The sequence below is a fragment of the Enterococcus sp. AAFC-DPL-5182 genome (assembly GCF_058216605.1).
The window spans coordinates 328,345-343,971 of record NZ_CM177101.1 but is presented as its reverse complement, the minus strand read 5'-3'; the positions used below and the strand labels follow the sequence as shown (position 1 = coordinate 343,971).

13 protein-coding genes are annotated in these 15,627 nt (G+C 34.2%); 4 read left to right on the top strand and 9 right to left on the bottom strand.

Annotated elements, in window-relative coordinates; translation table 11 throughout:
• Positions 1-5: 5 nt before the first annotated feature.
• The 9 genes from AC4BB7_RS01580 to AC4BB7_RS01540 form a co-directional block, all read right to left on the bottom strand.
• Positions 6-2,162, bottom strand: a complete 2,157-nt coding sequence (locus AC4BB7_RS01580) for a CgeB family protein (RefSeq protein ID WP_490484178.1) — start codon at positions 2,160-2,162, stop codon at positions 6-8.
• Between the two features lies 1 nt (position 2,163).
• Positions 2,164-2,541, bottom strand: a complete 378-nt coding sequence (locus tag AC4BB7_RS01575) for a hypothetical protein (RefSeq protein ID WP_490484177.1) — start codon at positions 2,539-2,541, stop codon at positions 2,164-2,166.
• 28 nt (positions 2,542-2,569) lie between these two features.
• A complete protein-coding gene (locus AC4BB7_RS01570) occupies positions 2,570-3,808 on the bottom strand; it encodes a glycosyltransferase (RefSeq protein ID WP_490484176.1) in 1,239 nt (412 codons plus the stop codon).
• Positions 3,805-4,980 (bottom strand): glycosyltransferase family 4 protein, encoded by a 1,176-nt coding sequence (locus AC4BB7_RS01565; RefSeq protein WP_490484175.1) that lies wholly within the window; start codon positions 4,978-4,980, stop codon positions 3,805-3,807. Before AC4BB7_RS01565 ends, AC4BB7_RS01570 begins: the two co-directional genes overlap by 4 nt.
• A 36-nt stretch (positions 4,981-5,016) precedes the next feature.
• A complete protein-coding gene (locus tag AC4BB7_RS01560; protein WP_490484174.1) occupies positions 5,017-6,270 on the bottom strand; it encodes a nucleotide sugar dehydrogenase in 1,254 nt (417 codons plus the stop codon).
• Between the two features lie 15 nt (positions 6,271-6,285).
• Positions 6,286-6,741: a DUF4352 domain-containing protein gene (locus AC4BB7_RS01555; protein WP_490484173.1), complete on the bottom strand. Its 456-nt coding sequence runs from the start codon at positions 6,739-6,741 to the stop codon at positions 6,286-6,288.
• A gap of 580 nt (positions 6,742-7,321) precedes the next feature.
• A complete protein-coding gene (locus AC4BB7_RS01550) occupies positions 7,322-8,830 on the bottom strand; it encodes a DUF1846 domain-containing protein (protein ID WP_490484172.1) in 1,509 nt (502 codons plus the stop codon).
• A 96-nt stretch (positions 8,831-8,926) separates the two neighbouring features.
• Positions 8,927-9,250: a hypothetical protein gene (locus AC4BB7_RS01545; RefSeq protein WP_490484171.1), complete on the bottom strand. Its 324-nt coding sequence runs from the start codon at positions 9,248-9,250 to the stop codon at positions 8,927-8,929.
• Between the two features lie 124 nt (positions 9,251-9,374).
• A complete protein-coding gene (locus AC4BB7_RS01540) occupies positions 9,375-10,643 on the bottom strand; it encodes a RidA family protein (protein WP_490484170.1) in 1,269 nt (422 codons plus the stop codon).
• A gap of 353 nt (positions 10,644-10,996) precedes the next feature.
• Between AC4BB7_RS01540 and AC4BB7_RS01535 the strand changes: the two genes are divergently transcribed.
• From AC4BB7_RS01535 to AC4BB7_RS01520, 4 genes are all read left to right on the top strand, one after another.
• Entirely contained in the window at positions 10,997-11,323 is a 327-nt protein-coding gene (locus tag AC4BB7_RS01535) for a winged helix-turn-helix transcriptional regulator (protein ID WP_086315276.1), read from the top strand.
• Positions 11,324-11,411: 88 nt separating this feature from the next.
• Positions 11,412-12,020, top strand: a complete 609-nt coding sequence (locus AC4BB7_RS01530) for a hypothetical protein (RefSeq protein WP_490484169.1) — start codon at positions 11,412-11,414, stop codon at positions 12,018-12,020.
• A 695-nt stretch (positions 12,021-12,715) separates the two neighbouring features.
• The gene (gene licT, locus AC4BB7_RS01525; RefSeq protein ID WP_086315274.1) at positions 12,716-13,564 is read left to right on the top strand and encodes a BglG family transcription antiterminator LicT; all 849 of its coding nucleotides are present in this window, start codon (positions 12,716-12,718) and stop codon (positions 13,562-13,564) included.
• A 141-nt stretch (positions 13,565-13,705) separates the two neighbouring features.
• Entirely contained in the window at positions 13,706-15,604 is a 1,899-nt protein-coding gene (locus AC4BB7_RS01520; protein ID WP_490484168.1) for a beta-glucoside-specific PTS transporter subunit IIABC, read from the top strand.
• Positions 15,605-15,627 lie beyond the last annotated feature (23 nt).

Genomic DNA, 15,627 nt, shown 5'->3' with positions numbered 1-15,627 from the left:
CTCCTTTATATGTCAAACCTCTGCTGATCTTTAGTTAATAAATCACTACCATTCTTGATAAAATTAGCATTATCTATACTAAATATCCGCTTTCCAGAACTAAATTCATACTCTAAAGAGGCTTCTTCTTTCATCCTATTTATAAACTCCATCGCATTATCCGTTGTTGAATAATTTGTTTTCACTAAAGAACAACCCCAGTTGCCTTGATTTGAATATTTAAATTCTTGACCTTTACCAACTTCTAAAATGTTATGTCCCCTGTATTCGTAATAATTATTTTTTGTCACAATATCTGCTTTACTATAGATTGATCCTGCTATCAAATCTTCAATAAAATGTTTTCCGTAAAAATGTCTGGAATCCATAAAAATAAAATAGTTCGTCGTAATCAACTGCGTCATTTTCTTACATGCATTTACGGTGTTTTTTATGATAACTTCAATATTTTTTTCTTTGTTCAGCTCTAAGAACCCCACATTTTTAGGAGTAATAGTAGAAAAAACCAATATTTTTTTCTTTGAATACATTTGTTTATTGTACATAGTCATTATTTTCTCAAGTTCTTCAACCGTATCCGCTTCTGCGATTACGGTTACATCTTCGGCTAAGTCAAAGTTGATGTTTAAATTTTTTAGGATAAATTGAAGACGGTTAGAATACGTGTGATTTAACATAACTTCTCGAATCCCTTGTAGTTTTTTTCGCTGATATAATTCTTTATCCTTTACAATCTTTGCGAATTTTTCTTTTAAGCTTTCCTCTTTGTCGCCGACGATCACAATATCACCAAACATTTTTTTTATACCTTCTGAATAACTACTGATAATCGGCGTTCCACTTGCTAATCCTTCAAACACTCTTCTTGAAAACATGGTAGGAGAGTATTTGATACTATTAACATTAGCCATAAAATCGTACCCTTTATAAGCTAGTGCAATTTCACTATAGGCCAAGCTTCCTTTTACTTTTGCATGAAACCTTTTCGGAAAAGAAAACTCCGTAATCCCTTGCTGTTTTTTTTTGAAATTACGATCATAGATATCCAATCCTAAAGAAGATGCAACATCTAAAACCTCTTCCATATCATTTTTCCTATCAATATGTCGGTTAGTATAATAGGAACCTGCAAACGAGACTTTCTTTTTACGTCCTTCACGTATATCTATAGGATTATGAAATTCAGGCTGTGCAGAAAATGGCAGAGCGTAAACCTGATTATGATTGCATTTTTTCTTATATTCTTCAATTAAATTTGAATCAGTTGTATATATATAATCAAATTTTTTTGCTGCATCAATAAATTTGTCAAAATGAATAGGGTCTTCTTTATTCCAGAAAATTGTTGGTATCGCTCTTTTTTTGCACCAATCCAACAAATGGGCTAATTCTGCCCCATCCTCATTTGCATACTTACCAATCTTGTATTCCCATGAACCTTGATTTCCTCGCCAAGCACTTTCAACAAATAAAAAATCTGGTTTATGTTCATCCAACACTTTTTCAAAATCATCGGGAGTGAACGTAATTAAGGTAACTTCTTCTTTATAGCAACTTGTTGTAAATTCATCAAAAATAGCGGCAACATTCAACTGTTTTAATTGGGTGATTTTTTTATTTTTTTTATTTTTTTTATTTCTTGGTCGAGATTCACATGTAATAGTTGGCTTATCTGTATAATCAGTAAAACGATCAATGCTCCCATTATGTAAACTAGCAATTCCTTTGCCGCTAATTTTTACAGCTATGCGTATCGAATACGTTTGATCAGACATTTCATGGATAAAAGAACTTTTACATGAATATAGTGTAGATTTTAGTTTCTTCAAATGGCTATATTCAATAATTGCTATGTTTACCGTTGATTTTCCTACAATATCAAAATTCATTTCACACTTTATTTTCTCATTTGGGTATACCTCTATTTTTTGTTTAGGCAGACTATTAAAGTATGTATTTTTTTCGATTAATGAGACATAATTGGACTGATCTGAGGCATTCACAAATACAATTTCATTTTCTTGTGCTTGGATGTTTATTGCAGGATTCGAACAAAACCAATTATCTGATGTCATTATCAGTTTTTTCTGTAAAATTGTTGGGTTTATTAATGATAATAAGCTTTCACGCATTTGCATGATCTCAGTTGAAATTTTGCTCATACTACTGAACACCTCTTTTTTTATTTAAGATTTTCCAATATTTTCTAGTTGCTTTTATGATCTTAGTATTGTTTAATTTAATTGTTTCCCTTTCAAAATAGTCTTTTTCACTCTTTAATTTTTTATATTTTTCTTTTAGATCTTCTAGTTTCTTTGTAACTTCTATCAGTTTTTCAACGGTTTGATCATTTTCCCGTTTACTATCAGAAATTTCTTTTGATGCCTTGTCTAATAATAGTATTATTTGTTTTAATCTTATCTCTGATTCTTTCTTTTTATCATTAGCCTTAGACTTTATTTCGTGTTCGATTTTATAATTTTCTAAAGCATGAAGTGCTTGGTTTCTTTCTTCTGTCAGCTTTGCCACTTCTTCTATCAAATTGCTACGTTCCAAGTTTTTTCACCTTTTATCTCAATAAATTTTTATAAATTTCAAGTAAAATATGTTCTTCATTTTCCCAATTAAAATGTTGTTTTGCTCGTTTACAATTTTCTTTCATTTGAAAATAAGCTGCTTGATTGTTCATTAGATTGTTGACCGTATCAGCAATCGATTGGCTTGAATGAGAGTTTACTAAAACGCCTACCTGCCATTCAGAGATGACTTTTCTCATTTCTGGAAAATCGCAAGCAATGACGGGCACTTCTGCCATAATATATTCAAACATTTTATTCGAAGATGCAGAATAGTGATTGAAGCATACATTATTTAATACCTGAAAGCCTATGAATGCCTGTTGTGTATAGTGATGTAAGCTATTTAAAGGAACTTTATCAATGAAATAGACACGATGTTCTAACGCTAACTTAGCTACCAGTTTCTTTAAGTCATTTTTGATTTTCCCATCCCCTATCAATATGAGTTTTCCTTTAGAAATCTCAGGTATTGCTTCAATTAAAACTTCTAATCCCCTACCTTGCTGAATTCCTCCTTGATAAAGAAGAATCGGCTCTTCTAATTTTATATGTAACTTTTCTCTTAGATCATTGTGTGTTTCTTCTTTCATCTTTTTGGTTGGATAATTGTGGATTACTTCTGGATTTATCTGATATAACTCTCGTATATAAGCTGCTCGGGTATCATTTTCATGGATTACCGTATCCGCGAATTTAATGAGATAACGTTCAATTTTTTCATACCATTTACTATCATATCCGGTGCGACTGCTATGGACTTCATGTGAATCATATACCAATGGGACACGTTTGATTTTTTTTAAAATAACGCCCTGAAGTAAGGTATTTAAATCATTGCTATGAATCACAGTACATGGCCTACTTATTCCTTGCTTCATCATCCCCATGAAAATCCAACTAATTCTAATGAATCTTCTTTTTTTGTACAGATAAATCATCGCAAAGAGAAACAGTAAAAATGCTATATGATGGCGGTAGTACAAGAAAAAAAACAGCAAAAGAAAAACTAAATATTGACTAAATTTTATTTTTGGAATCGTGCTGGACGTCCGATAGACAAAGAACGACTTCGATACTTCGTCCATTTTTGGTAACTTTTTTCTCTTATCTTGAATACTAATTAATTGAACACGATAGCCTGAATTAGCCAACGTACTACAGCTACGCATGACACGTGCATCATTAGTGAATTGATTCCAAACAAACATTGTTACGAACTGACCTTTCACTGAAATAGCTCCTTTAACTTGTACTTATTTTTTTCCCAATTAAAATACGTTTCAGCATATTGCAATCCACTTGCACTCATTTTTTGTCTGGTTTCGTCATGAGTTTTCATTTTTTTTATGAAATGAATAACACCTGCTATGTCTTGATTGTTAAATGCTTTTCCTGCATTTGATTTCTCTAAAACTGCTCTGCTATATCCTGAAAGAACGCCTATTATTGGAATACTACAACCTAAGTAATCAATTAATTTCCCAGGAAGTACAGATTCAAATATCTGATGATTTTTCAAACTAAGAAAAGCCAAATCAGCTTGTTTTACCTCATTCAATGCATTTTCCCTTGAATTTGGTGGAAGAATTTTCACTATGTTCTCTAATTTCTTTTCTTTAATTTTTTTTTCTAAATATTCTATTCTATAACCATATCCAATCACAACAAACCTAATCTGATCGTCCATTTTTAGTTTTTCTGCAACCTTAAGAAAAATATCAAAATCTTGTGCTAACCCAACATTCCCTGTGTAAATAATTGTAAATAGCTCTGACTTTTCTTTTTTTTTTAGTGCGAAATCAGTTTTAGTTAAGCTATTAGGTATAAAAACTAATTTTTCTTTACGCATTCCCTTCTTTGCTAAATAGCTTTCAAAACCTTGACTATTTATGATAATCTTATCTGCTGATCTATACAGTTTCTTTTCTAATGTAAAAGCTATTTTAAGAAAAAAAGAATTAGTAAATTTATTGATTCCCACTAACGAGTCTGGCCATAAATCCCGTATGTCCATTATTAAATCGGCTTTCCATTTATTTTTTGCAACAATTCCTGCTAAGATAATGAATAGTGGCGGTGAAGAAACGAAAATTTTGTCATAGGTTCCTTTCCTTTTTAATATGACAAAAAGAATTTTTACTAAAACCTCTATATATAATAAAAATCGAAAAAATAAATTTTTTTCATATTTTTTCATCTTAATATTAACTTGAGTAATATTTTCAGAGCCCTTTTCCTGTTTATCCAAATACAAACGAGTATCTGGATATAGAGGAATGGTCGTAATAACATCTACTTCGTTATCTTCAGACAGGGTTTCATAAAAATTTTTCATTCTATTTGCAGCACTACCTATTTCAGGGAAATAGTTTTGAGTAATTAACAATATTTTTTGCCCCAAACTTGTAAGCTCCTTTTCGATACTTTAAGCATTAAATTAAGACATCATTTCATAAAGGTTTCCGAAATTGTAATAGTTATCACCTTTTTCTTCTAAAATATTTTTTGTATCGAAGATATTTACATTTCTCATCACTCGGAAATTTTCTTGATTTAATTTTTTGAATTCACTATGATCCGATAAAATAAATGCCATGTCTGAGTTTTCTAATGCAGTTTGCAGATTCTTTTCAACAAAGGTCGCTTCAACGTGCGGGTCAAATGCAATGATTTCAAAATTGGTTTCTTCTTTTAATCGCTTATAGATTTCCATGGCTGGACTTTCTCTTACATCATCAATATCTCCTTTGTAAGTTAACCCCATAACAGTAATCTTGTTTCCATTTATTTTTTTCATCATTGTTATAGCAATATCAAAAACATATTCCGGCATTGATTTATTTACTTTTCTTGCTAACTGAATCAATGGTGAGTATTCTGGTGAAGAAGCAGCAATAAAATAGGGATCGACAGCCAAACAATGGCCTCCAACACCTGGTCCCGGCATATGTAAATTTACGCGTGGATGTTTATTCGCCATGGCAATAACATCTAAAACATTAATTGATAAGTCATTTGCTATTTTTGTTAGTTCATTTGATAATGCGATATTTACGTCTCTATAAGTGTTTTCCATCAACTTTGATAATTCTGCAGTCTTTGCTTCTGTTACTATCAATTCTCCTTTGACAAACGTTTCATAAACTTTTTTTCCTGCTAACGTACATCTTGGAGTAACGCCACCAATAATTCGATTATTGTATACTAATTCTTCTAAGACTTGTCCGGGTAAAACTCTTTCTGGGCAATGCACTAAGAAAATATCTTCTCCAACAATAAATCCTTTTTCTTCAATCAAAGGTAAAATATAATCTTCGGTAGATCTTGGTGCGATAGTTGATTCCACGATAATTGTGTTTCCTTTTCGCACATATACTAATACATTTTCTAGTGCATTTAGAACATAAGATAAATCACATGACTTATGTTCATCTTCATTGTTTGGAGTTGGAACAGCGATAATGAAAACATCTGCTTTTTCTGGTGTTAGTTGCGGTTTAAAATTCCCTTTATGTAAAGCTGACTGTAACGCTTTTTGTAGCCCAGGCTCTTCAATATGAACCTGTCCTTTTTTTAGCTTTTCTATTGTATGTGGATTTACATCTACGCCGATTACTTCTTGACCATGATTTGCAAACATTACTGAGGTCGGTAATCCTATATAACCTAATCCCATTATTAAAATCTTCATTTCAATTCTCCTTTATTATTTTGACTGTGGAATAATTAGATCCCACTTTCCTATAATTTTTTCATTTGGGATATACACAAGTTCAGCATTTTTCAAATTTTCTGGTACTTCAAAATAAATATTCCCTTTTGTTTGTTTTCCAACTTCAATTTCTTCACCAATATTATTCGCGTCGCTTACTACGCTATATTGTGTTTTTGCTGCGTATAATTTAAAATCACTGCCACCAATGCCAATAACTGAACTATCTTCATTTTTGATTTCAAAATGAAGTTGAATCATTTTTTTCTCTTCATCTACTCCAGACTGCATTGCATCAATAGATAGTAACTTTATTTTGGTATTTTGAATTAATTTCGTTTTAAATTCTTTTTTACTTTCACTAAACTCAAGATTATTCATTTTGACAACTTTCGTACATCCAGCTAACAATAAAACTGCACTCACTAAAATAAACACTTTTCTTTTCATTTAATTTCCCTTCTATTTCTTATTAAAATAATGAGTGCGGGACAAAACTAAAACTCAGTTTATTACGCACTCTAAAGCTTACTAACCGACGACCAAAAGTCAGGTTCTTGGCAATTTCGCCAAAAGTAAACAATACAAAAAGCGTGTTGTTCGCTTTTTACTCCAATTGTTCGAACCTAAGCGACTTTTGTCTCAATCTCACTGATCTTTTTTCAATTATGCTAGTTTCACTGTGTATTTATCATATAAAAAATAAACACTGAGTGATTGTTTTTGAAAGCGCATTTTCTATTTTTCGCGAAAGAATGTACTCTATTTGAAATTAATATCCTGAAAAAAGGGACAGCCTTTAAACGATAAGCATACGTTCACCTCTTGCCAAGTCTTATTTTCTAGTACATTCAGCTTATTCTGACAGTATGCGATTCTTAAATTATTTTAATCTACTTTCAAAGAATACAAAAAAACGTGACTGAGATAAAACTCGTTGAGTTTTATCTCAGTCACTAAAAATCTGAATAAACGGTATGAAAAAGTTGAATACTACATTTTATTTCAATCACATCAATTTTCTAAATCTTTAAATATAATACAAATTCTCAGACGGATAAACCGCATCACTGGTAATATCCAAACCTAATTCTCTTAGTGTTTGCTCATCATTCTTGCTCAACATCACAGTAGAATGCGCTTGTACTCCATTCAATTCAGATAACTTATCATAAGCCAATTGTGCCGTCGGGTTCGTCACAGCGCTAATTGCTAAGGCAATCAAAATTTCATTGGCTTTTAAAGCGGTAATTTTGCTGTGAAGATCTTTTCGTTTCATTGTTTGAATCGTTTCAAGAATCACTGGAGATAGTAACAAGATTTCATCTGAAATATTGGCTAACATTTTAATCGAATTCAAGATAGCTGATGAACAAGAATCCATTAAGTTGCTAGTTCTTCCAGTCACAATTCTGCCGTCCGCTAACTCGAAAGCAATAACTGCAGGTGTATCATTACTTTGGGTTTGTTCTCTTAATCGTTCTGAATACTCTCTAGCAGGAAGCACCGCTTTGCGGTCTTCTTTTTTAAGCTCGACTTCTTCCATGATCAATTTAATGCGATTGACTGTCTCTTCATCGATCAGACCTTTTTTAAAGTCACATTCTGTGGCGAAACAACGACGAATAATTTCTTGTTTGGATGCTTCTTTTACCACGTCATCATCGATGATCCCAAAACCAACACGGTTAACGCCCATATCCGTTGGTGATTGATAAACTGATTCTTCGCCTGTGATTTTTTCAATGATTCGTTTGATCACAGGGAATGTTTCCACATCACGATTATAGTTGACTGCTACTTTTTGGTATTTATCAAAGTGGAATGAATCGATCATATTAACATCTTTTAAATCCACTGTTGCCGCTTCATACGCAATATTTAAAGGATGTTTCAACGGCACATTCCAAACTGGGAAAGTTTCAAACTTGGAGTAGCCAGCCGTTTTGCCGTTCCGACTTTCATGATAGAGTTGGTTCAAACAAGTGGCTAATTTTCCACTTCCTGGTCCAGGTGCCGTGACAACTACGATCGGCTTGGTTGTTGGGATGTAGTCGTTTTTACCAAAGCCTTCTTCGCTGACGATTTTTTCAAGATTTGATGGATAATCTTCGATTGCTGCATGTTTATAAACTTTGATATCTCTTCTTTCCAGTTTGTTGATAAACATTTTTGTAGAAGGTTGTCCACTATAGCGGGTAATAACCACACTATTAACCGCTAAGCCATATTCTCTTAATTCATCGATTTGGCGTAAAATATCCATATCATAGGTAATGCCATAATCGCCACGAATTTTATTCCGCTCGATATCGCCCGCATACACACAAATCAAGATCTCCGCTTGATCTTTTAGTTTTTGTAAAAGTTTGATTTTAGCATCTGCATCAAACCCGGGCAAAACGCGTTTCGCATGCATATCCCCGATCAATTTCCCACCAAATTCTAAATATAACTTGTCATAGTGATTAACTCTTTCAAGGATATATTTTGATTGTTCTTCAATGTACTTTTGTGGATCAAAACCCAGTTTTTTCACGTGAGAACCCTCCGATATTTGTATACTGCCATCTATTATAAACTTATTTACGGCTGATTACGATAAAGAATTTTACTTTAATTTAAAAAAAGCCCACTATCTTGTCAGATATTTTTGATATCTAAAAATTCCCACTATAAACAAGATTGCTAGCATCTTAGATACAACACCACTATACAAAAACAAACAAACTGGAATCACAACACTGACTCCATAATAAACCCATTTAACAAATAACTTACCTGCGCGTCTTTCTGCCTTATTTTCTGGAGAACTTTCATAGTTTCTAGTATCTAGTGGATTTCTTGCTAAAAATAATCCGTTTGACTTCTCAATAAGTATCGCAAACAATAGCACTACCAAACTAAATACAATTAAAAATAATAAGAATTGGTCCTTTGAAGAAAACAGTCTGTCCATCTTGAACCTCCTTTAACCTACATCTATTTTTACATTATTATACAGCAAAATAAACCTATGTACCTCTAATGGAAAAGGTGCACAGGCTTATTTTATGATCAAACTTTTTATACTTTATTCCCTACTATACAATCGGAGGTGTTCCTTCCGCATTCCCAACAATGGCATCAATTTGAATCAACGCATCCTTCGGTAACTCAGATACCCCAACCACTCTTCGTGCAGGAACTCCATCTGAGAAGAATTTTGCATACACTTCATCTACAGCGTCCATATCCTCAATATTTTTCACAAAAATATTGACTTTCACTACATCAGCCAGTACATGATCTGCACTTTCGATGATCGCCTTGATATTTTCCAAACATTGTCCTGTTTGTTCTTTGATACCACCTGAAACAACTGCATTTGTCTTAGGATCGATCGGCAATTGAGCTGATAGATTATTGTAATGAGAAAAAGCAACAGTCTGGGTTGAAAATGGGCATTTTGGTGCCTTTTCAGTATTATTCGCCTCGATAATCAATCCATGTCGATCTTCGATTGCTTGGGGCGGCGTACCGTCTCCGTGTGAAACGACTGCTTCAATTTGTACATCAGCGCCCATTGGTAAATCTTTTACTGCAACAACTGTTCTAGCTGGAACATATCCTACTGTTCGAGCAATCCCTGAATCTGGGAAAAAGGTTGTATAAACCTTATTCACAGCATCTATTTTAGACAAATCTTTAAGGAAGATATTGATTTTCACAATGTCATCCAGAGGAACATCAATACTTTCTAAAATCGCTTTGATATTTCTTAAACATTGTCTTGTTTGCTTTTTCACACAACCCGCTACCACTCTACCTGTTTTTGGATCGATCGGTAATTGAGCTGAAAGATTGTTATAGTGAGAAAATGAAACAGTTTGTGTTGATAATGAACTACTCGGTGCATTGGATGTATGGTTCGTCAGTTTGATCAAATCACCTGCTTGTGGTGCATTTGGAATCGTTCCTTCACCATTTGAAACAAGTGCTTCAATTTGAACTAAAGCGCCCATTGGTAAAGCATCTACCGCCACAACAGTTCTTGAAGGTTGATAGTGTGTGAAAAATGATGCGTATACTTCATCTACCGCATCAACGTCTGTAATGTGCTTAACAAATACGGTGATCCGAACAATATCACTCATCACATGATCGATGCTGTCCATAATAGCATTAATATTTTTAAAGCACTGATTGGCCTGTTCCTTGATACCACCTGCAACCAATTGTCCAGATGTTGGATCGATCGGTAATTGGGCCGAAAAGTTATTATAGTGAGAAAAAGCGACGGTTTGGGAGGCTAGTGGATGTTGTGGTGCGTTTTTTGTATTTCTTGCTAGTACTGCGTTGTCATTACTCATATTCTGATTCCTCTTTTCTTTTCATTACATTCAAATAAAAACGATCCTACTTACAAAAAATTGTTCGCGCTTTCAATTCTAAAAGACAACAATCGCTACTTTTTATAAGTGTACTATTTTATTATCCTGCTTGCATTATAAAAATCATGACAAATTGACAAAAATGATATCACTTATTCCAGTCTACAATAATAGCGCTAACATTTCAATAACGTATTTTGAACTTTAGAGCGTTATAATTCTTACTTTTTTAATGGAGGTTGCTTTTCAGCCATAAAAATGCAACAATTCTTCTATAATCAGAGTCACGGCTAAAAACTGACTTATTTTCAAATGTTAGGAGCAACTTCTGAATGATAAAAAAAGAAGACATGCCGCTTTGCGATGTGGCAACGACGGTTCAATTAATAGGCAGCAAATGGAAAACATTGATTATCCGAGATCTAATAACAGGTCCAAAAAGAAATTCTGAATTAAAACGATCCTTGACGGGGATTTCTCAAAAAGTGTTGACCGAAAGTCTGAACTCAATGATACTAGATGGCATTGTGGAACGAATAGATTTCCAAAAAGTGCCTCCTCACGTTGAGTACCAATTAACACCATTAGGCGAAAGCTTACTACCTGTCATTGAATCAATGAGACAGTGGGGACAATTTTATAAGCAACAACTTAGCTAGATAGTTACAAATTAGTGCCTACTTAACATTTTTTCAAAAGTTGTCTATACTTTTATGAAAGAGAAAAACGATTAAGGAGGATTTTTGAATGAATAATGAAACAACAGCTATCGAAGCAGTTCATACTACTGTTGAACAAACTACACTGAACGGTGAATCGGTTTTAAGAGTCGTAAAAAAAGACAAACTGATGGAATTTGATGAAAACACTTATGCAAAAATAAACGATTCAACTTTTCATAATGGAATAATCGAAGTTAAAATGTTGAGCCGATTATTACCCGATGCACCAGATTTTGCACGAGGATTTATCGGCATTGCATTCCGAATCAATGAGGATGATACAAAATTTGAATCGTTCTACGTAAGACCCACAAACGGCCGTATTGACGATCCCATAAGAAAAAATCGCGGTGTTCAATATTTTTCCTACCCTAAATATACGTTTGACTATTTCCGAAATCTTGGTATCACTGATTTTGAGGGTCCGGCTGAGATTGGACTGGATGAATGGATCAGCTTAAAAGCTGTGATCAACGGGGCTAAAGGAGAATTTTATCTAAACAATAGCGAAGAACCTGTTTTAGTAGTGGAAAATATGAAACACGGTGCTGATACTAGAGGTCAGATCGGCTTCTTTGTCGATATTGGCACAGAAGCATTTTTCAAGGATTTGAAGATTACAGCAATTGATTAAACCAAACCGATTTAGATACACATAAATCCCTTCTTTATTTTCAATAAAAAAACATAAAACCGTGAATCCTTAGATACAACCAAAGGACTCACGGTTTCTTTTCATCATTACAGACTCATGCACAAAGCGAATTAATTCATTTCTATCTATCTATTAGTTTGATATCATAATTATACGCTGAGTATAGCTAATGCTCTGAAAAACGAGTTGATGCTATAAAGATATGTCTGTATCGCTTTTGTCCTTGCTTTGTTTTTCAGGAAAGGCTCTCCTTGAAGGATTGGTTAAAAGATATCACTTCTAATATAGTAAAAAGACCGCTATCTTCTCGGCTAAAGTAAGATAGCGGCAACATCATAAACATTATTCGAGCTTCAGTCAAAACTCAACTAAGAGTCAGTGTTGTCAGCACTGACTTTTTCCGTATAAAAATACGTACTTTACACTATTTATTATAGCCAGCCACCAATACTATGTCCAGTCTGTTCATTACAGCCGCTATTCTTGTAACTTTCTAGAATGTGAGTAATCTCTTCAAAACCCCTTTGACAACGCTTTCTTTTTAGTGTATATTTGCTTTGTTAAATGGATAGTGATTATTAAGTTAAGCTAAACCTAAACAACGCCTTTTTGGCTTTTGTTTGGGCTTTTTCTATTTTCAGTCCCTTTATTCAGGAAAACGGAGGTCGATTGCTTTGGAAATTCTAAAAATTTTAAATAATAACGTGATCATTGTTCGAAATGAGGAAAATGAAGAAGTGATTCTTATGGGCAATGGATTAGGTTTTCAGATGAAAGCTGGTGCAGAAGTTGATGAAGCTAAAATCGAGAAGGTTTTTAAGCTTGAAAATCAGGTTGAATCAGAACAAATCGAACAATTATTTTCAGAAATTCCCGAAGAAATCATTGAAATCTCCTATAGAATTCTATCTCAAGCAAAAAAAACGTTGGATAAAGAACTGAATGAATCCTCTTTTATCGCAATTGCCGATCACTTACACTCTTCTATTCAACGGACGAAGAAGAATATTCAGGTCAAAAATTTTTTATTATGGGATATCAAACGTTTTTTCCCAGTTGAATTAGAAATAGCGCGCTCAGCTATTCAAATGGTCAATCAGCAATTAGATGTAGAGTTGACCGATGATGAAGCGGGTTTTCTAGCTTTGCATATCACCAATGCTCAACTCGACAGCAATCATGAAGATGCAATCAGTCTGACGCAATTGATCGAAGAAATATTAACGGTCATTAAATATACACTTAGAATTAATTTCGCCGAAAATGATATTTACTTTCAACGATTTATCACACATTTAAAATTTTTCACTGAACGGGTGTTAAAAGATAACACCGTTAAAACATCAGAAGATAAAGTTGAAAATGAATTGTTCATACTCGTTACCAAACAATATCCAGAAGCTTTTAAAGCAACAAAAAAAGTCGCTGAACTGTTAAAAAACCGACGCAATTATACAATGTCAAAGGATGAGCAGGTCTATATCACCATCCACTTAGCTCGTATCAGTGATAAAACTAGTTAGTAAGAGAGGCTTTCTCTTAACCTAAATTATTTTCAAGAAAAGGAGCGTAGGAGTTCAATTGCCTGTGGAAAGGTCTTGGATCGTGACATTAAGTTGGCGAGACCTCTGAATAAAAATAACTAAACATTTGGAGGAACGAAAATGGGTAAATATGAAGAACTTGCAAAAAACATTGTCAAAGAAGTCGGAGGTAAAGAAAACGTCAATTCTTTAACCAACTGTATCACACGCCTTCGATTTAAATTGAAAGATGAAAGTAAGGCAAACACTGAAGTTTTAAAAAATATGGATGGTGTTGTGACAGTCATGCAGGCTGGTGGACAATATCAAGTCGTGATTGGAAATCATGTGCCTGATGTCCGTAAAGATGTCGATGCAGTATTAGGGGTGCTAGAAGCTCAGACTGAGTCTGGGCCAAAAGGAAATTTATTTGATCAATTTGTTGATATGATTTCCTCTATTTTCCAACCGATTTTAGCGCCACTGTCTGCAGCCGGTATGTTAAAAGGGGTTAATGCCATTTTAATTTTCGCGTTAGGAGCTGGCTTTGCGGAGTCGTCGACATCAGCTATTTTTAATGCGATGGGTGACGGATTATTCAAATTCTTGCCAATCTTTATTGGTTACACAGCAATGAAAAAATTTGGCGGCTCACCCTTCCTTGGGATGCTGATCGCATCAAGTTTAGTCTATCCTGGATTTTTAGAAGGTGCAGCTACTGCTCAGTTTGCTGAAACGGGAGGGCTTAATTTCTTTGGTATTCCATTCTCTATTCCGCCTGCTGGTTATGGTTCTACGGTTATGCCGATTATTGCAGCGGTAGCTTTTGCTGCCTTTTTAGAAAAGCAATTAAGAAAAGTTATTCCTGACGTTATTAAGTTGTTTATTGTTCCATTTTTAACAGCGCTTGTAACCATTCCATTAACATTCTTAGTGATCGGACCAGTCATGAATACTGTTTCTGACGCTTTAGGAAACGGCTTACTTTCTATTCAAAGTTTCAGCCCAATTTTATTCGGTGCTATTCTTGGTTTCTCTTGGCAAATTCTTGTTATGTTCGGTTTACATTGGGCACTTATTCCATTTGCCATTATCGCGTTATCTCAAGGTGATCCAACATCATTATTAACACCATCAGGTAGTGTGAGTTTTGCTCAAACTGGTGCGGTATTAGCGGTCATGTTGAAAACTAAAAATGCTAAATTAAAAGAATTATCGATCCCCGCTTTTATTTCAGGTATCTTCGGTGTAACTGAACCGGCTATTTATGGTATCACTTTACCTAGAAAAAAACCTTTCTGGGCCTCTTGTATTGTTGGGGGTGTTACAGGCGCCATCGCTATGGGATTAGGTATGCAAGGCTATCAAATGGGCGGCTTAGGAATATTCCGCTATCCAAGTTCTATCTCACCAGATGGCGATGTTACATTTGCGATTTACGCAATGATTTTGGATGCGTGTGCTCTAGCAGCTGGTTTTGGTTTAGCATGGGTTTTAGGCTTTAAAGATGATGAACCGACAATTCAATTATCAAAAGAAGAAGCAAAACTGGCTGCAACTGGACAAAAAAAGAAACTAGCAAAAGATGAAGTATATTCTCCAGCAGAAGGAAAAGTCCTTCCTTTAAGCCAAGCAAGAGACGCAGCATTTTCAGAAGGAATCATGGGTAAAGGTGTCGTGATCGAACCAACGAATGGCGAAATTGTGGCACCATTCGATGGAACTGTGATGACCCTGTTTCCGACAAAACATGCGATTGGTTTAATTTCAGATAATGGAACTGAATTATTGATCCATATTGGAATCGACACTGTTCAATTAGATGGTGAAGGATTTGAATCATTTGTTGAACAAAATGCACGAGTTAAAAAAGGCGACAAATTAGTAACCTTCGATATTAAAGCGATTGAAGAAGCAGGTTACAGTACACAAGTACCAATTATTATTACAAACACACCAGATTATACAGATGTAATTGCAACTTCTGAGACATCGATCAAGCAAGGAAATCTTTTAATCACTGCGATCATTTCAAATTAATCGTTTTGAATCAAGACCAATTT

Coding starts and splice junctions, on each gene's coding strand:
- AC4BB7_RS01530 (WP_490484169.1), top strand. CDS start 11,412: ATGAATAATGAAACAACAGCTATCGAAGCAGTTCATACTACTGTTGAA.
- AC4BB7_RS01580 (WP_490484178.1), bottom strand. CDS start 2,162: ATGAGCAAAATTTCAACTGAGATCATGCAAATGCGTGAAAGCTTATTA.
- AC4BB7_RS01545 (WP_490484171.1), bottom strand. CDS start 9,250: ATGGACAGACTGTTTTCTTCAAAGGACCAATTCTTATTATTTTTAATT.
- AC4BB7_RS01540 (WP_490484170.1), bottom strand. CDS start 10,643: ATGAGTAATGACAACGCAGTACTAGCAAGAAATACAAAAAACGCACCA.
- AC4BB7_RS01555 (WP_490484173.1), bottom strand. CDS start 6,741: ATGAAAAGAAAAGTGTTTATTTTAGTGAGTGCAGTTTTATTGTTAGCT.
- AC4BB7_RS01520 (WP_490484168.1), top strand. CDS start 13,706: ATGGGTAAATATGAAGAACTTGCAAAAAACATTGTCAAAGAAGTCGGA.
- AC4BB7_RS01535 (WP_086315276.1), top strand. CDS start 10,997: ATGATAAAAAAAGAAGACATGCCGCTTTGCGATGTGGCAACGACGGTT.
- AC4BB7_RS01560 (WP_490484174.1), bottom strand. CDS start 6,270: ATGAAGATTTTAATAATGGGATTAGGTTATATAGGATTACCGACCTCA.